Origin of the sequence: Colwellia sp. Bg11-28, assembly GCF_002836245.1 — a bacterium.
GTDB lineage: Bacteria > Pseudomonadota > Gammaproteobacteria > Enterobacterales > Alteromonadaceae > Colwellia > Colwellia psychrerythraea_A.
In genome coordinates, this window is sequence record NZ_PJBA01000006.1 from 949,396 (window position 1) to 971,922 (window position 22,527).

20 protein-coding genes are annotated in these 22,527 nt (G+C 37.8%); 14 read left to right on the forward strand and 6 right to left on the reverse strand.

Translation table 11 applies throughout. The features are described 5' to 3' along the window. Positions 1 to 19: 19 nt before the first annotated feature. The 3 genes from CXF79_RS11200 to CXF79_RS11210 form a co-directional block, all read right to left on the reverse strand. Positions 20 to 907, reverse strand: coding sequence for a PEP-CTERM sorting domain-containing protein (locus CXF79_RS11200; protein ID WP_157825871.1), 888 nt, complete (start codon positions 905 to 907; stop codon positions 20 to 22). A gap of 358 nt (positions 908 to 1,265) precedes the next feature. Continuing rightward, positions 1,266 to 2,522: an IS110 family transposase gene (locus tag CXF79_RS11205; RefSeq protein ID WP_101153835.1), complete on the reverse strand. Its 1,257-nt coding sequence runs from the start codon at positions 2,520 to 2,522 to the stop codon at positions 1,266 to 1,268. 625 nt (positions 2,523 to 3,147) lie between these two features. Then, a complete protein-coding gene (locus CXF79_RS11210; protein WP_011043845.1) occupies positions 3,148 to 3,321 on the reverse strand; it encodes a hypothetical protein in 174 nt (57 codons plus the stop codon). Positions 3,322 to 3,828: 507 nt separating this feature from the next. Here CXF79_RS11210 and CXF79_RS11215 point away from each other — a divergent pair. The 10 genes from CXF79_RS11215 to CXF79_RS11260 all read left to right on the forward strand — a co-directional run bounded on the left by CXF79_RS11215 (position 3,829) and on the right by CXF79_RS11260 (position 14,360). Continuing rightward, positions 3,829 to 4,416, forward strand: coding sequence for a VOC family protein (locus CXF79_RS11215; protein ID WP_041737030.1), 588 nt, complete (start codon positions 3,829 to 3,831; stop codon positions 4,414 to 4,416). A 112-nt stretch (positions 4,417 to 4,528) separates the two neighbouring features. Next, positions 4,529 to 5,752, forward strand: coding sequence for a HupE/UreJ family protein (locus tag CXF79_RS11220; protein WP_157825872.1), 1,224 nt, complete (start codon positions 4,529 to 4,531; stop codon positions 5,750 to 5,752). A 615-nt stretch (positions 5,753 to 6,367) separates the two neighbouring features. Beyond that, a complete protein-coding gene (locus CXF79_RS11225) occupies positions 6,368 to 6,898 on the forward strand; it encodes a transcriptional initiation protein Tat (RefSeq protein WP_011043841.1) in 531 nt (176 codons plus the stop codon). A gap of 56 nt (positions 6,899 to 6,954) precedes the next feature. Further along, complete coding sequence (locus tag CXF79_RS11230; protein WP_101154975.1) at positions 6,955 to 8,541, forward strand: GMC family oxidoreductase; 1,587 nt, start codon at positions 6,955 to 6,957, stop codon at positions 8,539 to 8,541. Positions 8,542 to 8,642: 101 nt separating this feature from the next. Beyond that, a complete protein-coding gene (locus CXF79_RS11235; protein WP_011043839.1) occupies positions 8,643 to 9,629 on the forward strand; it encodes a thiamine pyrophosphate-dependent dehydrogenase E1 component subunit alpha in 987 nt (328 codons plus the stop codon). A 26-nt stretch (positions 9,630 to 9,655) separates the two neighbouring features. Further along, on the forward strand, positions 9,656 to 10,672 hold the full coding sequence (locus CXF79_RS11240) for an alpha-ketoacid dehydrogenase subunit beta (RefSeq protein ID WP_011043838.1): 1,017 nt from the start codon (positions 9,656 to 9,658) through the stop codon (positions 10,670 to 10,672). Then, complete coding sequence (locus CXF79_RS11245; protein ID WP_041737028.1) at positions 10,673 to 10,906, forward strand: biotin/lipoyl-containing protein; 234 nt, start codon at positions 10,673 to 10,675, stop codon at positions 10,904 to 10,906. Then, a complete protein-coding gene (locus tag CXF79_RS11250) occupies positions 10,907 to 11,602 on the forward strand; it encodes a 2-oxo acid dehydrogenase subunit E2 (protein WP_041737026.1) in 696 nt (231 codons plus the stop codon). It abuts the gene before it with no gap. Continuing rightward, positions 11,595 to 12,320: a lipoyl protein ligase domain-containing protein gene (locus CXF79_RS11255; protein ID WP_101154976.1), complete on the forward strand. Its 726-nt coding sequence runs from the start codon at positions 11,595 to 11,597 to the stop codon at positions 12,318 to 12,320. Before CXF79_RS11250 ends, CXF79_RS11255 begins: the two co-directional genes overlap by 8 nt. A 72-nt stretch (positions 12,321 to 12,392) precedes the next feature. Next, a complete protein-coding gene (locus tag CXF79_RS11260) occupies positions 12,393 to 14,360 on the forward strand; it encodes a sigma-54-dependent Fis family transcriptional regulator (protein WP_101154977.1) in 1,968 nt (655 codons plus the stop codon). A 201-nt stretch (positions 14,361 to 14,561) separates the two neighbouring features. Here the strand turns inward: CXF79_RS11260 and CXF79_RS11265 are convergent, their stop codons facing one another. Together CXF79_RS11265 and CXF79_RS11270 are read right to left on the reverse strand one after the other, a co-directional pair. Next, entirely contained in the window at positions 14,562 to 16,637 is a 2,076-nt protein-coding gene (locus tag CXF79_RS11265) for a TonB-dependent receptor (RefSeq protein WP_101154978.1), read from the reverse strand. Between the two features lie 454 nt (positions 16,638 to 17,091). Further along, complete coding sequence (locus CXF79_RS11270) at positions 17,092 to 18,285, reverse strand: porin (protein ID WP_101154979.1); 1,194 nt, start codon at positions 18,283 to 18,285, stop codon at positions 17,092 to 17,094. 733 nt (positions 18,286 to 19,018) lie between these two features. On the opposite strand from CXF79_RS11270, the gene tatA reads away from it, so the two are divergent. The 4 genes from tatA to CXF79_RS11290 are packed head-to-tail and all read left to right on the forward strand — an operon-like array spanning position 19,019 to position 21,904. Continuing rightward, on the forward strand, positions 19,019 to 19,258 hold the full coding sequence (gene tatA, locus CXF79_RS11275; RefSeq protein ID WP_101154980.1) for a twin-arginine translocase TatA/TatE family subunit: 240 nt from the start codon (positions 19,019 to 19,021) through the stop codon (positions 19,256 to 19,258). Positions 19,259 to 19,261: 3 nt separating this feature from the next. Then, entirely contained in the window at positions 19,262 to 19,570 is a 309-nt protein-coding gene (gene tatB / locus CXF79_RS11280) for a Sec-independent protein translocase protein TatB (protein WP_101154981.1), read from the forward strand. Continuing rightward, positions 19,570 to 20,328, forward strand: coding sequence for a twin-arginine translocase subunit TatC (tatC, locus tag CXF79_RS11285; protein WP_101154982.1), 759 nt, complete (start codon positions 19,570 to 19,572; stop codon positions 20,326 to 20,328). The genes tatB and tatC overlap by 1 nt, the downstream gene beginning before the upstream one ends. After that, on the forward strand, positions 20,321 to 21,904 hold the full coding sequence (locus CXF79_RS11290; protein WP_101154983.1) for a methyl-accepting chemotaxis protein: 1,584 nt from the start codon (positions 20,321 to 20,323) through the stop codon (positions 21,902 to 21,904). The genes tatC and CXF79_RS11290 overlap by 8 nt, the downstream gene beginning before the upstream one ends. On the opposite strand, the gene CXF79_RS11295 is transcribed toward CXF79_RS11290, so the two are convergent. Further along, positions 21,901 to 22,113 carry a DUF2913 family protein gene (locus tag CXF79_RS11295; RefSeq protein ID WP_101154984.1) on the reverse strand — a complete coding sequence of 71 codons (213 nt, stop codon included), beginning with the start codon at positions 22,111 to 22,113 and terminating at the stop codon, positions 21,901 to 21,903. The two genes, CXF79_RS11290 and CXF79_RS11295, sit on opposite strands and share 4 nt — an antisense overlap. Between the last annotated feature and the right edge of the window lie 414 nt (positions 22,114 to 22,527).

The following is a 22,527-nucleotide window of genomic DNA, read 5'->3' on the forward strand; positions in this document are numbered from 1 at the left end:
CATTTTGATTTTAGATAACTCATCGTTTTCTTCTCACAATGCTAACCGTAATAATAGCTGAAAGAAAAAGTGCAAACGCTGATGGCTCGGGTATTGGATTAGGGTTAGGATCTGGAACCATGAATGCTCCCGACCCCACAACGTTAGCTGCAAAAGAGCCACCAAAGGTATCGTCAGGTAAGAAGGTGTCAATTCTATTAGCATCGTTTAACATGTCATCCAAATTACTGTATGTCACATAAGCAGATGAGATGCTGGTTTCTTCCTCTACGTTGAAAAGACTCCAAAATAGATTACCATCTGAACCCGACCCCACAACGTTAGCTGCAAAAGAACCACCAAAGGTATCGTCAGGTAAGAAGGTGTCAATTCTATTAGCATCGTTTAACATGTCATCCAAATTACTGTATGTCACATAAGCAGATGAGATGCTGGTTTCTTCCTCAACGTTGAAAAGGCTCCAAAATAGATTACCATCTGAACCCGACCCTACAACGTTAGCTGCAAAAGAACCACCAAAGGTATCGTCAGGTAAGAAGGTGTCAATTCTATTAGCATCGTTTAACATGTCATCCAAATTACTGTATGTCACATAAGCAGATGAGATGCTGGTTTCTTCCTCTACGTTGAAAAGACTCCAAAATAGATTACCATCTGAACCCGACCCCACAACGTTAGCTGCAAAAGAACCACCAAAGGTATCGTCAGGTAAGAAGGTGTCAATTCTATTAGCATCGTTTAACATGTCATCCAAATTACTGTATGTCACATAAGCAGATGAGATGCTGGTTTCTTCCTCAACGTTGAAAAGGCTCCAGTACATTACCCCTGCACTTGCATAATTAACCAAACTACTTGCAAACAAAATGACACCTACCATAGCAATTCTTAATATCTTGAATTTCATATAATGTCCCTTTTTTCTCACTTATTTTGAATTATGAACGTAACGTCTAATAACTACATTCCATAGTTGACGGTATACAGGATGCATCAATCAGACCGAAAGCATAAAGTGCCGATTAATTAATCGGTTGTGTTTTTATTATGAGTAAGTGATTATTTTTATGTAAAATAATATGACACTTTTATTGACGAATTTATTTGAAATAGATAACAAAAAACTATAATTTGTGATTCTTCTAATCTGGACTAGAAAGCTATGAGTACATTAAAAATCTGAATTGTCGGCTTTCGTATCAAAGTTGCCATTAGGTAGGATGATTTTGGTTACTAAAAAGCGACCGCTTCACGCCCTGAGTCTTTCAGTCAACTATTTTTAACAATAATAGTGGCGACTCTCTATCTCTGAGTGACTTCAGATATTTCGTTTCACTATAGTTCGTTCTCGACTTCCAGCAACGAAATAAAATCCGGATCCACTTAAACGCTAATGACCTTACCGCCGACTGATGAGAATTCCCCTTCCTTCTTTGTTGGGTGTAATACAAACCTGCCCAATAAGATGAATGAACGGTTTTAGCTGACCATTCTATAAATGATTGTCGAAGGAATGTTGAGCATTGCCAGCGCCAATGTACCCATGATTTTTGTCCGCTTCTGACGGTTACAGGAGCGACGCCAGCGTACATTTGTACTTCTGATGCAGTCGTAAACCGATCTCTATTTTCACCAAAGGCGACGAGTAACCGTGGTGCCATGCAAGGGCCTGCACTCGGTAAAGATTCAAAGAACTCTGCATCTGGTTGTTCATGAAATAACTTGTCTATCTCGATGTCGAACATGCCAATAGCTCTAACTGTTGTTATTATTTGATCTGAAATTGATATTGCTAGAAGCTGATGTGAATCAATTATAGCGGTATCTTCGGTGATGTATTGAGCATGATTAATGATCTCAATCCGCTTTTCAATTAGTGGCACTGAGCGCCCACCAGCAGCTAAAAAGAACTTTCTTATGGTATCCGCTCTTGCTCTTTTCAACTTTTGCAAACTAGGCCAGCGATGAATAAAATTGCAAAACATTTCCGAATCTCGATGGCTAAACATCTCTAATAATTGAGGAAAGTATTGTTTAAGGACGTATATCAATCGATTCCCAAAACGTCTTCTATCCTCAACTAATCGGCGTCGTTGCTCCACCAGGTACATGAGCTTCCGTATTGGTGTACTTTGTAAAGCAAGGGGTTTGATTTTTTTAGGGTAATTAATCATTAAATCCAAAGCTAACTCAGCATCTGTTGGATCATCTTTAGCTTTGCTCGGTGTAAATGCTTCACGATATTTAGCTAGCAGCAAGGGATTGATAGGGAAGATTGTGATGAAGTTGTATTTTTGCAAAGCATACACAATCGGTCCTTTTGTCAGCTCAATAGATATGGCCAGTTGCCCTCCAAATCGTTGATGTAAAGACTGTACCCAGTCATCTATTTTTTCTGGTGAGTGAGTTAAAACTCCAAATTCACGGGTCGATTGATTGACACCTTGAATACAAAAGTCGTGTTTTTTATCTGCCCAATCAATACCTATATGAGCAGTAAATTCAGTAGTGAACGTAGTCATATTACCTCCTAAACATTAAGGCGTTCAGTCAGTATGCTCAGCTCTTCGAAAGCAATATAGCCAGTAATGAATGGTACAAGCCCTGAGTATTCGTTATTGAGCTTAAGCGTACCTAAAACATCGAAAGCAAAGGAGTAAACATTTAATGTTATGTGGCAATTATTCGTATGAAATAGGCACTTACCTGAACAGATTAAGTATGGTCTTTATCAGGAGTTAAAGACTATATTGTGGCATTAGTTGACCGTTCCAACTGCTCGATTGGACTTAAATATCCATTTATCCTGACCTAAAGATACTAATGGAGCACCATTGGAACCCTTAATAAAAAATAAAGAGAAAAAGGGCCCCAAATCAAATTCCCACTTCATAGCTAATTCCGATAATTTCATATCTCGTTGCAAGTCTCTTTATAGAGATTAATTAGATACTAAAACTGATGTTTTATTACTGAGTTTATGTTCCCTTGGCGCACATTGAAGACATTAGCCTTCTTTTATAATTCAGATTAAATCGAGTATAACTTCTATGGTACTTTCGCCCCGAAGCGAAGTAGAAAAGTAAAATAACACAATGAAGGAATATAAATTAAGTCCAAACGCCTCTAATTAGTTGGCCAAATCAACTAGTGCTTTATCGCTTTTAACAACAACAGCTCCAGTTGCAAACATTGCGGTAGCCATAACCAAAGCGTCAACGCCATTATATAAGCAATATTAACATCATAAAAAAAGCCGATTAAACTCAGCACATAAATAACCATTCTGTTACCGTTCAGTAAATCAAAATGCTTTTTCATAATCATCACCTTGTTCTAACCTGTAAAAGTTAATTCCTATTACTATGTTGCAAGCATTTATTACGCCATTTCATATCATTAAATAAACAATTCATATTTACAGTAAGACTACAGCGAAACTAAATAAACGTCTCAACGAAGTGAAGTGATGTTTATATTATTTATCAATATGTCGCCATCTCTTTAAAAATAAAAGACTTACTTATAGTCGCTTTGCCGTTTAACTGATGGCTCAGATACTGCATCTTGCCGTTTTGAATCAGCGTACCCGTTGACGTGTTGTGGAGTAAAAAAACATAGATAGAAAAAATAATAATGAAAATACTTTATTTGCATGCATGGTGAGACACCTGTAACACATTTACTAACAGTAGCCCGTTAAATATATAGGCTTCGTGAGGAAGGCTATATGGGGCTGAGGCTGGCATAGAAAGTGCAATTGTCTATATGCACTTAAAAACTTAAGTGCTTAACATGTACATTTCGTATGCAATGGAGAACATAATAATGAATAAAACAAAAATTCTACTCGCTCTACTATTAACCTTTACATTTCAACTCGCTCAAGCTGGCAATGGTATGCCTGGCATGCGCGGAACACAACATTTAGGTTTTACGGTACCAAATGTTAAAGAAGCAACGGCTTTCTTTGCAGACGTTATAGGCTGTGAATCTTTTTATTCGATAGGCCCTTTTGGACCATTCGACAATAACTGGATGACTGATAATTTAAATGTAAACAAAAAAGCAGTTATTAACACTGCGCATCTAATGCGTTGTGGAAATGGTCCTGCGTTAGAAATTTTTGAATACACGTCACCAGATCAAAGAAAAACACTGCCTCGTAATAGTGATATTGGTGGTCATCACCTTGCTTTTTATGTTGATGATATGACCGCAGCTGTAAAATTCCTTGAAGCTAAAGGTATTGAAGTGCTAGGTAAACCTCATACATTTACCGATACAGGAATGGCTGGTTTGACATGGGTTTATTTCATGGCTCCTTGGGGCATGCAACTAGAAATTGTTAGCTATCCATTAGGTCAGGGATATGAGAAAGAAATGGGAAGCAGAATGTGGGATCCGCGCTACTAATACAAACATAGTAATAGCGCTACCCTTTGTTCGGTAATGCTATTAATCCAAAGGGATAAGCATAGCACTACCTCAAACTAGGTAGTGCTATTAATTAAAAGAGATAAAACCTGTGAAAAAAATACTTGCTCTCATACTAATAATTTACAGTTCGTCTGTGTTCTCTCATTTCTCACACTTTGAGCCAAGAATCATACATTTATACCAAGATAATCAAGACACAATCATTCTCATGAGAATGCCACTGCCACTTATTCTTTTAGATGAAAATTGGAAAGGAATTGATAGCAAGCAAAATATCCCTTATACAAATAAAGTTAACAACTCAGGTTATTTGATTGACCCAGAGAAGATCACAAAAAATTTAGATGACTTTAAAAAAAGTATTACACCGGGTTATACAATTAAAAAAAATGGTGTTGTACAAAATTATCACATTGAATCAATCAACATATTTAATAGTGATGATCGCAAACCATTTAGCAGTTTAAAAACCGCTGAAGAAAATTTTACTAGTGATGTAACAATAAGACCCAGCGCCACAAAACTATTCGATGCGGGCATTGATATTAAATTACGCATATCTAATACCTCAGTAATAAACGATGATATCTCGATAAGTAGCATACTTGGAGATAAGTTTAATGCAATTAATAAACTTGCAAACATTATCAATCTCCATAGAGACAATGCTAATGAATCTGTAACGACAACCTTAGGTATTCTTGATTATTCATCAACTCATCTGCCTAGCATGACACAACAATTAATTAACGGCTTTAGCGATGGATTTATTCATATTTTAATAGGGTTAGATCATGTTTTATTTGTGTTACTTCTTTTTTACAGTGCAGCTAGTTTTTTAAAGCTTTTATCACTTGCAACTGCCTTTACTTTTGGCCATTCATTCAGTTTATTCTTTGGTGACAACATAGCCATAGCATCGCCAATATTCATACCAGGTATAGAACTATTAATTGCACTCACCATTGCTTTCACAGCAATAGCATTATTGTTGAAAAAAGCGCAGCATCTAGGAACCACTCCCCTTTTAGTTATTGGTGTTATTCATGGTTTTGGTTTTTCATTTGTATTCAACGAACTTGAAAAGGAAGGCGCTCAAACAAGCATAACTAATCTACTATCTTTCAATTTTGGTATTGAAGCTGGGCAATTATTTATCTATGCACTGGCCTTCACGATGACAATACTTATTAAAAAACAGACAGTACTCGTTAAAAAATTACCTTACTATGTATCTGTATGTGCACTGGTAATATCAGCATATTGGGTCGTTACGCGTTCAATGCCCTTATTTGACTACATAGTAATCTGATTTATAGAAATAAGGCGAGTGGGATTCAATATTTATTTGAATTAATGGTCGTTCTATCCCATTCCTCTTTAAAGACGAAAGTAGTGATTACTCTCGGGGGATAAGTAAATATTTATTAACGATTACATACTATGGTGAACATTTAAACTAAACCTAATAGCTTAATGAGTAAACTTATACAATGTAAGAGGCCAATAGGCTTATGTTATTCTAAGAGGTTATTCCAGATTTAGCCCTCATATTTAATCTACTTTATTATCTACAACAACCATATCTCATACTCCCCCCTCTTAAGTTAATGACTTGATGATATAGATAACTATATTTCACTTAAAAAAACAGATTAAATCATGGTAAAGCAGGCTGAAAAAATAGCGTATTGGCTCGCCGACTACCACCTTTACCGCTGAATGTTTTTCTCACCCAATTTTTATAGTATAACTTTGAAAACATTATTTTTCGTGTATTCATTGGCTTGAGACACTCGTCTCAAGCTTAAAGTCAAATCAATGGAAATATCTAAAGAAATCACATAAGTCACTGTAAATGTTGTTAATTTAATGCTTGGCATATCTATTGCTCTAGTACTCATATCTTTAAACAGAGGGTGCAACAATGAAAGATAATAAAAGCTCTATCTCACGTCGTAAATTTTTAGGCAGCGTCGGCTGCGGTGTCGCTGGAACCGTCGTAGCAACGACTATGATTGGATGCGCAAAGGCTTCAGAAAGTGAAGCCAGCTCGATTAGCATGCCTGACTCAGGTCATATCAGCCAAACGATGTTAAAACTGGCGAAAGACATCTACCCCCACGAAATGCTTGAGAACAAATACTATCAAAAGATTGTAGATGATCTTGCTAAGCAAGAAAAAAAGTTGATCGGTGAAGGCATCGCAATGCTTGACCAATTAAGTATTGAGAAACTCGGACAACCTTTCCTGAACGTAGGTTATGAACCAGATCGCATCAGAGTTTTACGTTCTATCGAAGACAATCCATTTTTTATAAAAGTTAGAACAGCACTAATGTTCGGCATTTATGACAACAAAGATCTGTTTCATCTCTTTGGCTATCAAGGTTCGTCGTGGGAAAAGGGTGGATACATTGACCGAGGGTTAAACGAACTTGATTGGCTTAACGATTAACCTGATTAACTTAACCATTAATAAAAATGGTATCAAATAAACTTGGGGAAAAAATTATGACAAATATAGCAAAATTCGATCTAGACGATGATGATCTAGTAGTTATTATTGGTTCGGGCGCTGGTGGTGGCACTGTCGCTAATGAGCTCGCGCAAAAAGGTGTTCGCTCGGTAGTATTAGAAGCGGGTAAACGCTTCACACTTGAAGACTTAAAAAACAGTGAATGGGAAATGTTCATGAAGCTGTCGTGGTTGGATAAACGGATTTCAGCCGGTGGTTGGCATCATGCTAAAAACCATTCAGGCTTACCCGCTTGGATTGTTAAAGGTGTTGGCGGTTCATCAATTCATTGGGCTGGCGTATCGCTGCGTTTCAAGCCGCATGAATTTAAAATGAAATCTACCAATGGCGTCATAGAGGGAGCTAACGTTGCTGACTGGCCAATTTCATATGATGATATTGCACCTTATTACGAAAAAGCCGAAGATAAAATGGGAGTTACCGGCACTAAAGCAACGGGAACCCCAGATTTGCCTGAAAACAGCCACACAAAATTGCACAGAGTTGCAGCAGAACGTACAGGAATGACCTTTGCTAATGCGCCCATGGCGATAAACTCAGTAGCTAGAGACGGACGTCCGGCGTGTCAACAAATTGGTTTTTGTATGCAAGGATGTCGAATTGGTGCTAAGTGGTCAACGATGTATACAGAGATCCCAAAGGCTGAAGCGACGGGCTTATGTGAAATTAGACCCAATTCAATGGTGCTAAAAATAGAGCATGATGAAGATGGTCGAGCAAGTGGGGTACATTATGTCGATGAAAATGGTAATAAAAAACTCCAAAAAGCACGGATTGTTTGTGTTGCTGGGAATTCAATAGAATCACCTCGTCTTCTACTCAATTCAGCCTCTAAAAAATTCCCAGATGGCTTAGCAAATTCGTCAGGGCAGGTTGGTCGTAATTACATGGGACACGTAACTGGAGGCGTTTACGGTGTATTTCCAAAACCAGTCAATATGCATCGTGGTACGTCTGTCCCCAGTTTAATAACAAGTGAACAACGTAATGATCCAGATCGTGGTTTTGTTGCGGGTTATTCATTAGAAGTTTTATCTCTAGGCTTAGGTTTTTTATCGGCCTTTTTAAAACCCGGTACTAGTGGCTGGGGTAGAGAGGTATCTGAAGCATTAGAGAATTACCAAAATATGGCAGGTGTCTGGATTTGTGGTGAAGATCTACCCGTAGAGACTAATCGCATCACTTTACACCCTACTGAAAAAGATCAAAATGGACTACCCGTCCCCGTTATAACAAAAACAGATCATAACAATGATTTAGTGATGCGTAATCACGCCTACGCCCAAACGGCTAAGCTATACAAATCAGTCGGTGCAACTAAATTACATAACCTGCCTGCTTATCCAAATAGCCACAATATGGGCACAAACCGTATGAGTGAAAAAGCTAGTGACGGCGTGGTAAACAAATGGGGGCAGTCACATGATGTCCCTAATTTATTTATTTCAGACGGAAGTCAATTTGTAACAAGCGCTGCTGTTAATCCTACCCTAACTATTGTTGCTTTGGCTATTCGACAGGCCGAACATATCGCAAAGTTAGTCAAAACGAATGCACTGTAGTTAAAATTTTTCGTGGTGTTTTTGCACCGTAATTTATGTATTTTCCCATGCATTTAGGTTTAAAAGACAAGAACACCACATTTTTATTTTAGGAGAAAAAAATGTTACCCACAGAATCACAGCGTATCTGGATGTATCGCAATATGTTGATTAGCCGTTATATGGAAGAACGTATTGAAAGTATTTATATGGAGGGTAAGAAGCCTGTTTTTAATATGGCCAATGGTCCTATTCCCGGAGAGATGCACCTTTCAAATGGTCAAGAGCCATGTGCCGTTGGCGTATGCGCTCATTTAAAGGCTGAAGATGTCGTTACCGCAACCCATCGACCTCATCATATTGCAGTCGCCAAAGGAGTTGATCTTAATAAGATGATGGCCGAAATATTTGGTAAAAAAACAGGATTAAGTGGTGGGCGAGGTGGTCATATGCACTTATTTGATAACGATGTTAATTTCGCTTGTTCGGGCATTATCGCACAAGGTATGGGACCAGCAGTTGGCGCAGCTTTATCTCGAAAATTACAAAAAAAATCGGGCATCGCTATTTCTTATATTGGTGAAGGTGCGGCAAATCAGGGCGCTTTTCATGAAACGCTTAATTTAGCTTCAGTGTGGAAATTACCTGTTATTTTTATTATCGAAGACAATGATTGGGGCATATCAGTTGCGAAATCAACGTCGACGGCAGTTGAAAAAAATAGTATTCGTGCTGCCTCATATGACATGCCAGGTATTCATATTGAAGATAATTGCCCCGACAAAATATTCAGTGCCACTAAAGAAGCGATTGAGCGAGCACGACGTGGTGAAGGTCCAAGCTTAATTGAAATAAAAACATCCCGTTTGGCAGGACATTTCATGGGCGATGCTGAAGATTATCGTCCAAAGGGCGAGAAAGACAAACTCGTCAAAGAAGATCCTATTCCTACTTATCGTCAAAAGTTAATTGATGCAAAAGTTATCACGCTAGATGATGATTTAGTACTTGTTGAAGAAACACAACAAATAGTTGAACAAGCTATTACCTTCGCCCGTGACAGTGAATATCCACAACCAGAAGAAGCCATGCTGCATGTGTTCGCTTAATAATAATTATCTACAGGAGACTTAATATGTCTGCAACTAAAAAACTAACTATTGCGCGTGCTATGGCAGAATCGCTAGCTCAAGAAATGCGCGCGGATCCCAAAGTCTTCATCATGGGCGAAGATATTGCGCAACTTGGTGGAGTATTTGGAAATACTCGAGGCTTGTATGATGAATTTGGTGGGGAACGGGTTCGTGATACACCGATTTCAGAAACCGCCTTTATCGGTGCTGGAGTCGGCGCTGCAATGGATGGCATGCGCCCAGTAGTTGAATTAATGTTTGTTGATTTTTTTGGTGTTTGCTTTGATGCCATATACAACATGATGGCAAAAAACATCTATTTCTCAGGCGGTAATTCACACGTCCCAATGGTGATAATGGCTTCCACTGGTGCAGGTTATAGTGATGGTGGGCAACACTCCCAGTGTCTTTATGGTACTTTTGCCCATTTACCCGGTATGAAGGTTGTTGCACCCAGTAATGCTTATGATGCAAAAGGCTTAATGACAGCTGCGATTCGTGACAACAGTCCTGTTATTTATTTGTTCCACAAAGGATTACAAGGTATGGGTTGGCTAGGAAATGAGCCCGCGGCAATTAATCAGGTGCCTGAAGAGAACTATGAATTAGAAATTGGTAAAGCAAGAACGGTCGTTGAAGGCGCAGATATCAGCATTGTGAGTCTTGGGATCGGGGTGCATCATGCATTAAAAGCAGCACAAGAACTAGAGAAACAAAATATCAGTATTGAAGTTGTCGATCTTTGTTCATTGGTGCCGTTAGACCGAGAACATATTATCGCATCCGTTAAAAAGACGGGACGACTATTGGTTGTTGATGAGGATTATCATAGTTTTGGTGTTAGTGGAGAAATTATAGCTTCAGTGACTGAACATGATCATAAGATGCTTAAAACACCACCATGTCGTATCACTTTCCCAGACATTCCGATCCCGTTTAGTAGACCAATGGAACAATGGGCGCTGCCGTCCACCGAAAAAATAATTAATGTATGTTTAAACATGATGGAGAGTAAATAAATGACTCAGTCAATAATAGTGCCTATGGATTTATGGGAAGAAGATGAAGAAGCTGTTATTACCGCTTGGCTTGTAGATAACGACAGTGAAGTGTCTACAGGACAGTTAGTGGCAGAAGTGATGGTCGAGAAGATTCAGTACGAAATCAATTCAACCTGTGACGGTATAATATCCATTATCAGTGAAGAAGACGATGTCGTGAATAAAGGAAGCGTAATAGCAGAGGTATCTTAAATGGAACAATCTATCAATGATTCAACCTACACTGTGCCATTGCGTGGTGTTAGGGGAGCAATCGCAAAAAAAATGCAGCAAAGCTTACAGACTAGCGCGCAGCTTACTTTACATGCAGAAGCCAATATTTCGCCTTTACTGCATTTAAAACGACAATTATCGGAACAAGGAGAAAATGTATCAATACAAGATTTGTTGCATTATGTGGTGATTGAAACACTTATAAAACATATGGATCTGAACGCTAAAGTTGAAGATAACAACATTGTTTATTATCGTGATATCAATTTGTCTTTTGCGCTAAGTTTGGATCAAAATATCTTGGTGACACCAACTATTTTTTCAGCTCAAAATTTAACCGTAAGTGAATTACAACAAGCTCGACATAACGCCACTAAAAAAGCCAAACAAAATGAACTTAAACCAAATGATTATATGGGGGGAACGATTACAGTCACGAATTTAGGATTAACCAGAGTTAAACACTTTACGCCCATTTTAAACGCCCCTCAAATCGCAATCTTAGGCTTAGGTGCGACCAGCGAATGTGTAAAACCTAATGCTAAAGGTGAGTTTGAAGCGGTTAAAATGATGGGACTCTCTTTAACGATAGATCATCGAGCAATAGATGGTTCGCCGGCCGCTAATTTTTTATCGGATATCTGTACTCATATAGAGGAGATTATCCTTGCCTAATCCGATGGCGTTAATGTCGATATCTGCAACTCAAGCGCTAGAGTGGGAAAAACAGGCTTTAGCTAAAGTGCTTATCGATCAAACGCCTCGTTTTCTTATTTGGGAGCCAGTAGAAAATGTAATGGTGCTCCCAGCATCAAATAAGTGGCTAGCCACACCACAATTAACTACTCATATGGCAAAACTTGGTTGGCAAATAGAACAACGAAAAACCGGTGGTTCACCGGTTCCTCAAGCGCCAGGCGTGTTTAATCTAAGCATGGTCTACCCATGGCCTAATGAAGTAGAATTTTCAACGACGAAAAGCTATCAATTATTGATCGATATTTTGGAACTATGGTTATCCAATTATGGGGTCAGTGCTGAAACAGGTGAGGTCAAGGGCGCTTATTGTAATGGCGCTTTTAATTTATCTATAAATAATAAAAAATTTATTGGAACTGCGCAGAAAATGCGCAGAACGAGTGCTGTTAATAGTAATAGAAAAGTTGGTGTTTTAGCCCATGCCTTTATTCTAATCAACCCCAAAATTACCAACTTAGTCGATGCCGTAAATCAATGTTACCGGCAATCTGGTCATTCTGAGGTTTTTAGTCGAGAGGCTATGACATCACTAACAGAGCACAACGGAGATGCTAACGTGAATTATAACAAGCTGGCAAACGACCTTCATCAGTCTGCACAATCTGTGATTGATAATTACCTGGCTATTATATGAACTGTTATAGGTATATAGTAAGGATAAGCTAAATAACAAAGACAAGGATGCGTAATATATTAAGGAAATAAAATGAGAACTTCCATCATTGATGAACATCTATCTAATGTTTATAGATCAATTGAGAGTAATGAGTTAGATTCAGAAAAAAACTTAGTCACTAGTTCATGGAAACGCTGTATTCAAACCTTTAAGCTTGACCCTTTGGGCCGACATGGTTCACGCGTTCTTACCCAGTCTGAATTGCAAAATCATACCTCCCCTATGGAAGAATTTATCATTACGGCAAGAGAGGGGATGGAAAATTTATACTCACAAGTAGAAGCATTAGATTATGTTGTTTTACTTTGTGATAAAAACGCTGTTACGGTTGATTTTATTGGTAATAATCGCTTAACCAAAGACTTAAGAAACGCAGGGTTATATTTGGGTGCTGACTGGAATGAACGTCATGCTGGAACCTGCGCAGTCGGTACAATTATCAACGAGCTTGTTCCGCTAACTATTCACCAACAAGATCATTTTGATATAGTAAATACAACGTTAACTTGCTCTGCCTCGCCTATTTTAGATCATAATGGTCAGCTATTGGCTGTACTTGATGTCTCAGCGCTTTCTTCACCAAAAGAAAAAGCGAGTCAACACTTGTTGCTTAAATTGGTACAGATGCATGCTGGACTTATTGAGGCCGCTAATTTTTTAAATTATTATAGCAATTCGACAATTTTAAAATTCGATATAAACATTAGTTCGCTGAATACTTATTGTCCAAATTTAATTGCGTTGGATAGTAACAATGTTGTGATTGGCGCTAATCAGAATGCTCGAAAAATTATTGCGAGAGAACTTGGCATTAATGACATCAGATCACAGTTACTCACTGGATTTGATATCACCTCATTATTTCAATTAGAAGCAGGTCTTAATAACTCTTCTGCACAGTTTATTATCAAATCAAAAAATACGGGCATTTCATTTTTTTGCTATTTCCAAGCACCACGTACTAAAATCAGAAATATGGTGTTAAACCAATCTAGCTCAATTAAACAAGACAACACTAAGCCGATTGCCGCAGAAATTGACAAAATTGCGGGATCCGACCCCATGATGCAGAAAGTAAAATTACTGCTAAATAAATTTTCTCCCACTGATATCAATATGTTGATCCAAGGTGAAACAGGGACTGGCAAAGAAGTCTTGGCTAATGCTATTCACCTGTGTAGTAATCGTCGCAAAGGACCGTTTATAGCCGTTAATTGTGCGGCTCTGCCTGATTCTTTGATCGAAAGTGAGCTGTTTGGTTATAAAGCGGGAAGTTTTACCGGTGCGAGCAGTAAAGGTAAAACTGGACTAATTCTCGCAGCAAATAAAGGAACGTTATTCTTAGACGAAATCGGAGATATGCCCGCTACCCTGCAAACTCGATTATTAAGAGTATTGGCAGAAAAAGTAGTGACTCCCGTAGGTTCTGATCAAGCAATTGCAGTAGACTTTCGTCTTATTAGCGCTACTCATCAAGATATCTCACCACAAATTGACTCGGAGCAGTCTACCTTCAGAGCCGATTTATATCATCGTCTAAATGGTGCAACAATTAATTTACCCGCATTACGTGATCGTCAAGATCTGCACTATTTAGTATCGTGTCTTGTTGGTAGTGAATCGAAAATTGGTTTATCGAAAGAGGCAATGCAAATACTCGCGGAATATTCTTGGCCAGGTAATATCCGTGAATTAAAAAATGTCATCAGTTACGCCAGTACTCTGTGCGATGATAATACCATCACACCTGAACATTTACCTGAATATGTATTTGATTGTACCCCCTTTATTTTCAACGAAAATGAGGGCACACACATACAACATGCCGAAATTTTGCCTGAACAAGGACAAAAGATATTAGACACCCTGAGACACAATAATTGGAATGCAACTGAAACGGCGAAACAGTTAGAAATTGGTAGAGCAACACTTTATCGAAAAATGAAAAAGTACAGTATTGTTTCTCCCAATAATTCAGATGTAGATAGTACATTCTAGTTCATGTTGCTTTTTCACTATTCACAGCAGACTAATTAATATTAGGTCTGGTTAAGCAATGAGCTGTAAAAAGCTAGGTGCTGATAGCCGGACAGATATAATGGTATGGAAAAAATTCACTTGCTAAAACCCTATTTAATAAAGGAGGAATCTAAATTAAATAGCACTTTTCAAGACACTCAAAAATTTAAAACACAATAATTAGTATTTGTAGGAAACAGATAACCTAATTGCTCTTGGTTCAAGTACGTGATAATGAATATCATTAACACCTTCTTTGGCATTTTCAGTATTTAAGCGAGACGGATAATAGTAATCAATATCATGGTCATTACTATCAAATAAATTTAAAACATCTATTTTTAGCATCCAATTATTATGTTTATACCCCCCCCTAAAGTTAACTACTATACTTGGGTCTGAAGTTATTGAACCATCTTCAACCAATGGGCGTTCGCCAAAGTAACGCATCCTCAAATTACCAAATAAACCACTGTCATAAGCTACGCTAATACCCGCTTGAAAAACATGCTCGATAGCACCAGGTATATCATTACTTTCAATACTGTATTCATTAAATTTAGCATCGGAAAATGCATATTCAATATCAGCCACCCAAGCTTTCGAGAGTCGATAGTAAGCCGTTACTTCTAGCCCTTTGCGCTCAGAGCTGCTACTAGCTTCAGTACTTCCAGCATCACCAATAAATAATAACTCACTGTCTAATTTTAAATTCCAAAGTGCGATAGAGGTGTTTAAACGTTCATTGATAAAACCTCTAACTCCAATTTCATAACCTAATGAAGGTACTAATGGATCTACGCTATCAATTGGATCACCATTTAGTGGATCTACTTCAATGGTTGTACCGCGAGCATCATTAGAATGAAACCCTTCGCCAATTGACAAGTAAGTTTCCCATTCATCGTTTAAGGTGTAAATGATACTACCTTTCACTGAGAATAAATCAGCATTTTCAGTGCCGTTATTATCAATTAAATCAATGTCATGGTTGTTTTTATAGATGAGTGTATTAACGTCAAAGTCGAAATGGTCGTACCGAAGTCCAAATACCATACGAATATTAGTGCTCCACTCAAGTTGATTTTGCCAGTATAATCCTGTACTAATTTCATCGACTTTATCGCTACGTATTGCGCCTAAACGTTGCCTTTCTTTTGAATGATATAAACCTACTTCTTCAATATCATCATAACGAATATCAAAACCAAAGAGATTGTGCACCGGTCGGCCGATAAAGGTATTTTGTGTTTGATAACTGAGTTTTACGCCGTAAATGATACGTTTGTCAAGTTGCTCAAACTGATCCCCATTTATTTCATCTTCTAAAAAATAAGTAAAGTTAGACCAAATATTCATATCGTATTTGATGGCATAGGCCGAGACAGTAAAATCATCATTATGCCATATTCCACTGAGACTATATCTACTTGAGTCCCCCCCAAGACTTTTATCTAAAGAGCCTAACTCAGCTATAATGCCATCTTGCACTGCTCGCATGGGAATTTGATCGGCGCTGTTCCAGCTATTATCATAACCCATCAAGGTAATACTCAATTGCCCTTCATTTAAGTTTCTAGCATGTTTTAATAATAAGTTAGTTTTATTTAAATCTTCATTTACACTGGTCCAAGGGCCATCATTTTTATTTAATTCAAATGCATACAACCAAGCTCCTCCCGCGGCATTGAAGCTATCTAGATTTACTAAACGTGAATATGAATTTTCACCCAAAGTAAGTTCAACAAAGCCTTGTTCTGTTTTATTAAGGGTTAGCATTTCTGCACTGCCAGCACCACTGAAATCACCTACATCAGCAGAATAAGTACCTTTATGATAATTAATACGGCTTATACTTTCAGGAATAATAAAATTCAGATCGGTATATCCTTGGCCGTGACCATGAGTGCGCATATTAATGGGCATGCTATCAATAAAAGTGGAGAAGTCTGTCCCATGGTCAAGGTTGAAGCCGCGTAAAAAATACTGGTTGGCCTTACCGGTACCACTATGTTGGGTAACAACCATACCGGGTATAAGTTCAAGTATCTCGCCGGTTCTTAGTAACGGCCTTATTGCTATTTCTCCTTGTCCTACTACCCCTTGAGAAGCTGAAATTGCTTCACCTAGTAAACTTGTATTTTTTCCTGTAATCGTTATTTTTTCGATGTCTATAGGGGAATTGAACGCTTGGTTCTCTTGGGATAATACTGATATAGAAACTAATAGTAGGCAACCGCCAAACTGGACTTCCATGATTTATCCTTTAAATGTAAATACGGTAGAGTGATTACAACTATTTGGCGTATAAACCTTTGCATCTTGGTTTCGAGTTTGCCTATTTGAAGTGAACCTGACGCCACAACTAAGAAACTAGGTCGTAACGCCAATATACCCGTTCCACTTGAAGATGCAGGATTCAGCTGGATTTATAAACGCCTTTAGGCAAGGTATTGATTGAAGAGAATGGTTATTCCCTTATCGAAATCAATTACGCAGCATAAATCGTTTATAAACCAGCCCTTTGGGGGGAAGTCTGAGCAAACCATACTCGTCGTTACATTTGTTTTTAAGGGAGTGACCCTTAATAAAAAAATGTGCCTTGATTATGATTCGCTCAGCTTTCCTGAAACGAGCATCTTCAAGTGGAGCGGGTATATAGGTTTATTTTTTGTAACCGGATCTCAGACTAGCGAGTCTATTGACGAAGTTAAAAGAATAAAATCATACCAGTACTGATAGTATTAGACTCTGCATCACTAAACCCAGTTTGAGAGGTGGTATGAGCGGTAAATTCCAATGTGAAATTTAAACCTTTTGATATTTCTCTAAAATAAGAAAGTGATATGGCTTCATTTTCTGCCCCATCAATTTCATCATTTTCCGTTACTCCGTATTGTGCAGCCAGTGTATTTGCACCAAATTTATAACTGATATTGGCCATATAACCCTGAGTTTCAACAGCATTACCTTCAGCATCGACTCCACCAATAAACATAATACCATCACCTAGCCCATCACCCATGAAGCCCGATGCGTTTACAGTAAAGTCGCCCACCACCAACTTTCCGCCTAACTCAAAGCCTTTTGCTGTCAGATCTCTTCCTCCACCTGATATTTCTGCTTCTTGGGTTACAAATGAAGCCCAAAGTTTGCTGCCGCCGTCAATGTCATAGGTCACTGAACCTTGTATCATAGGAGTGTCAGTTCTATTATAAACTGGACGATTATCAACGCCAAAATTTGCTTGTATAGCTACAGGCTGAAATATACCAACGCTCGCTTGTAATCCATCCATAACAGGGGTTGAATAAGTTATTTGTGGCATGAAAGACAGAAAGGTAACACCTGTCCCTACCGCGCCAAATGTTACATTTAGCGCTCCGGCTGAATCTGCGTGTGTACCGACACCTAGAAGGGCCGTATCAGAAAAGGCAGCATTATATTGAAATAGCCCTGAATTTCGCCCTACCAATACGGTACCAAAATCAGATGTTACACTTAAATAGAGATTTCGCATATCGCCAATTTGGGCACCGCCTGCGATACGGTTACCAAAATCTGACTTTCCAGATATACCCGGTGATAATCCGAAGTGTGCCTTAATATCAAGACCAGAATCTGTAGTGGTTGTTGCTATAAAGTTGAGCCAACCTGGTAAAAAACCACTTTGTATTGATGCTGTATCTTCTTGTTCTACGGCATATGCACATGCCGACCATGTACTCCATTGAGATGCATCGTCTGCTACTTCACAATCAGTACTAGTGTAATACCCTCCGGCGATGCCATTGATATCCATAGTCCAGCCACCTTCGCTAAAGCTAATAGCTTGTGCAGTGCTTGATAACATAGCTATCGTTAAAGCAGAGTATTTTGTGATGTTCAGTAATTTATTTTTCATGTAAACCCCTAGTAAGTTAATTAGTTTTTAACGCGTTATATTTTTTATTGCGTCATCGGGGATATAGCGTATTTCGTGCCAATTCAAATTGAACAACAATAAACAAAAACAAGTAAAAATAAAAATTAACTTTAATTTCAAAGGATTACATTACTAATAATGTATTTTTATATACAAATAAAAATACATTTTGGCTAAATTTTTAATGAGTTTATGGTTTAAATAGGTATTAATAACCTGAGAGTGATACACCTGGATCTATGTGAAAAACAGAGGTGAATATGAACTGTATAATTTAACTAATGGGATGAATTTAGCGGCTTATAATTCCAGTCGAATCTCACCTTGAGGGAGCTTGGGTATACTCATCCCCTAGATATTGTCCAAGAACTTCATCTTGTTTTAAACACCACCAATACTTCAACCCTTTATATCTCTTTATCGCGATGGAACACTTGTCTCACTGTTCTACTAATGGATTAATGCTTTGACTATTCTATCGTATATCCTCTGAGGTCAATGAATATAATAGATCACGAGTACAGACTCATGAAGTTGCTGTATTCATAGCTGGTATCGTCGTTAATAACGTTAAAGTTAGACCAACAGCCATAACAAAACACTAACCACTTGATAAAACTACACAATAATATTATTTAATAGGGTTTTTTGGCAACTGGTGCATTTCTTGCTCTAACCTTATCGTGGGTTTATTTTAAATATAGGATTTTTTATGGGTGGTATCAGTATTTGGCAATTAGTGATGATTGCAGTGATTGTCGTTTTATTATTTGGCACGAAAAAATTAAAAAATTTAGGGGCTGACTTAGGTTCATCTATTAAAGGTTTTAAAAAAGCAATAACCGATGTCGATGACGAAGATAAAACCGAATCAAAAAATGATGTGTTAGCAGACACCTCAAACACTGAAGCAAGAGTTGAAGTCGATGTAAAAGAAAAAGATAAAGCATAACTGATGTTTGATATAGGTTTTTTTGAGCTCTTGTTAGTTTCAATCATTGGCTTAGTTGTTCTAGGACCAGAGCGCCTCCCCGTGGCAGTACGTACTATTCGCGGTTGGATCAGCGACATCAAAAGTTTCAGTAATAGCGTGAAAACGGAATTAACGGGGGAGTTAAATATTAAAGAACTTAATGATAATTTTAAAAAAGTGGAAGGGCTTAATTTACAAAACTTGTCACCGGAAGTTACCGAGTCTTTGAACATGTTAAAAGACGAGGCTGAGTCTGTTTATCATCCTAACAAAAAAGAAAATAATAATTAATGAGTTCTTCAACTAACCAACACCTATTATTCGACCATTTAATTGAATTAAGATCTAGGTTACTTAAAGCTGTCTTGTCTGTTTTAGTATTTTTTTGTTCGATGATCTACTTTGCTAATGATATTTATGCGTATGTTTCCTTGCCTTTATTGGCCGTTATGCCTGAGAGTGGGCAAATGATTGCAACAGGTGTTGCTTCATCATTTTTTGCTCCTTTTAAATTGACTATCGTTTTAGCTATCTTCATCAGTATGCCTTACATATTATTTCAAATATGGTCGTTTATCGCACCGGGCTTATATCGCAATGAAAAAAAATTAATGGGCCCCTTAATGCTTGGGAGTAGCTTTCTTTTTTATGGCGGTATTTCTTTTGCGTATTACGTGGTCTTTCCGATTGTTTTTGCATTTTTTACTTCTGTTGCACCCGAAGGAGTAAATATTGCTACTGACATTAGTAGCTATCTTGATTTTGTTTTAAAGCTGTTTGTTGCCTTTGGCATCGTATTTGAAATCCCTATTGTGATTATCTTATTATGTTGGACAGGTTTTACGACTCCGAAGAGCTTACGAGAAAAAAGACCCTATGTTGCTGTTGGATCTTTTGTTATTGCGATGTTATTAACACCGCCAGATATCATTTCTCAAACCTTATTAGCGATACCTATGCTTTTGCTATTTGAGTTTGGCGTTTTTATTTCCTCAATTTATTATACGAAAAGTGACGATGAACACGCCGAGGAAGAAAACAATGAATAATAAAGTCATTAAACCTATATTTATTGCCACAATAATTGTGGGCATAATTTCACTGATAAGTTTTATTAGCCAGCAAATATTTAATTCAATAATAATTACCACTGCCGCCTCTGGCGCCGCCGTTTTTATAAGTGTGGCTTCTCTTACTTATAAACTAGCCACTTCGACAACGCTGCTTAATCTCTCCTATATAAATGCCAACGAAGAACATAGCAACCTTGCAAATGTTGGTGAGAAAATAGGAAGTAAAGCGAGTGAGCTTGCTATTAACTCCGCCGAGGTCAGCTTTTTTTTAGAGCAACTTAGCAGTGCCATTGTAAAATCAAGTGAAGATGTTGACCGGCTTGCTACGGCTGCTGAGCAAATGTCTGTCAATAGCAAACAAATCAATGATAATGCTGCTATTGCCTCAGAGCAATCAAACCAAGCAATGCTAGCCAGTTCATCAAGCCATCAGCAATTAATGAACAATATAAGAATAGTTAACCAGTTAAGCATGGCAGTAAATAATGCCTCAGTTAAAATACAATCTCTAGAAAAAAAAGCACTAGAAATTCAAAGTATTACTGATGTTATTGATGCTATTTCTTCACAAACAAATTTACTGGCACTCAATGCTGCCATTGAAGCCGCACGCGCTGGAGAGCAAGGTAGAGGTTTTGCTGTTGTTGCTGATGAGGTAAGAACTTTAGCAGCAAAAACGGCAGATGCTACCAGTCAGATTGGCGACATGTTAAAACAAATGGGCGATGAAACTAGTGAAACCACAGCGGTTATGTCAGATATTGTCCAACAAACGAACAGTGTAGTCACCACAATGACAGATTTGTCATTGTCATTTGAACAGATAGACCAACTGATGTCAGACTCTTCAGGCGCAAGCGATCAAATAAGTCATGCACTTCAAGAGCAAGACCTAGCGGCTGCTGAAATATCAACCTCGGTGGTCAACTTACATGATTTTCTAATCGACAAAAGCAATGAAACTCATCAAGCATCAATTCAAGCTTCAAGTTTATCAACCAGTACTGAATCAATATTTGTCCAGCTATCAGCGTTTGACAGTAAAACCCTAATTACGTCAATGTGTAATCAAGCACAACTTGCCGCAGATAAAGTGGGTAAGTTATTTGAAAAGAGTATTATTGATAAAAGCATTACAATGCAGCAGCTATTCGACTTTAATTATCAAACAATTGGCAATACGGAACCAGCAAAATTCTCGACTAGTTTTGACAGGTTTACTGATAGAGTATTACCGAGAATTCAAGATCCATTATTGCAAGAATTCAACGATATGATCTATGCTGGTGCTGTTGACATCAATGGATACTTCCCAACACATAACAAGTGTTTTTCTAAACCTCTAACTGGTAACCCTACATTGGATGTAGCCAATAATCGCACTAAACGCATGTTTAATGATGCCACAGGCATTCGTTGTGCTAAAAACATAGATAGCTTTTTATTACAAACTTACAAACGCGATACTGGTGAGATAATGCACGATGTTTCCGCACCAATTTTCATTCAAGGTAAACATTGGGGGGGCTTTAGAATTGGTTTTAAAGCTTAAAGCTTAAAGCTGAAAATTAGCAGTAGTGCTATAGATCTTGGATAGCGTTTTTGCTGCTTGGCTTTTTTTAGCCATTTCCCTAAAAAGATATTTTCACTGACAGATCGATAAGTAACTTTGCCGATATGTTGCTCTGAGGTTAGTGCGATCAAACCACCTAAAATCAAATTATAGAGATCGGTTGATTTATTAAATTGTAGTTCTTTCATTGATTTCGGTTTTTCTGGCTATTGATTAATGAGATAAACCTCACTTAAGCGAATATCAAGCCAATGTTCACGTTTAACTAACCAACTGATAAATATATAAATATTAATTTTTTCAAAAAGAGTATGCAATCTAGTGAGTACAATTCTTCTCATGTTTATTTTTTAATGGGTAGATTTACTCCTACCTTTACGGAGCACGCCTTTGTCTGCCGACCATACGTTTTAACAAACAATGGAATATCAGGTATTGAATTAGATGGTGGTTCGTATGTATTGCAGGCTTATGAAGCGTGATTTTTATACTAGCGGATCAAGAATGGTTTGATAAAACGAGGAGACTAGATGATTACATCGAAGTTAAATAATCACAATTTTAGCAGTTGTCCTCAAGGAATGAACGATAGTTGTCATTCA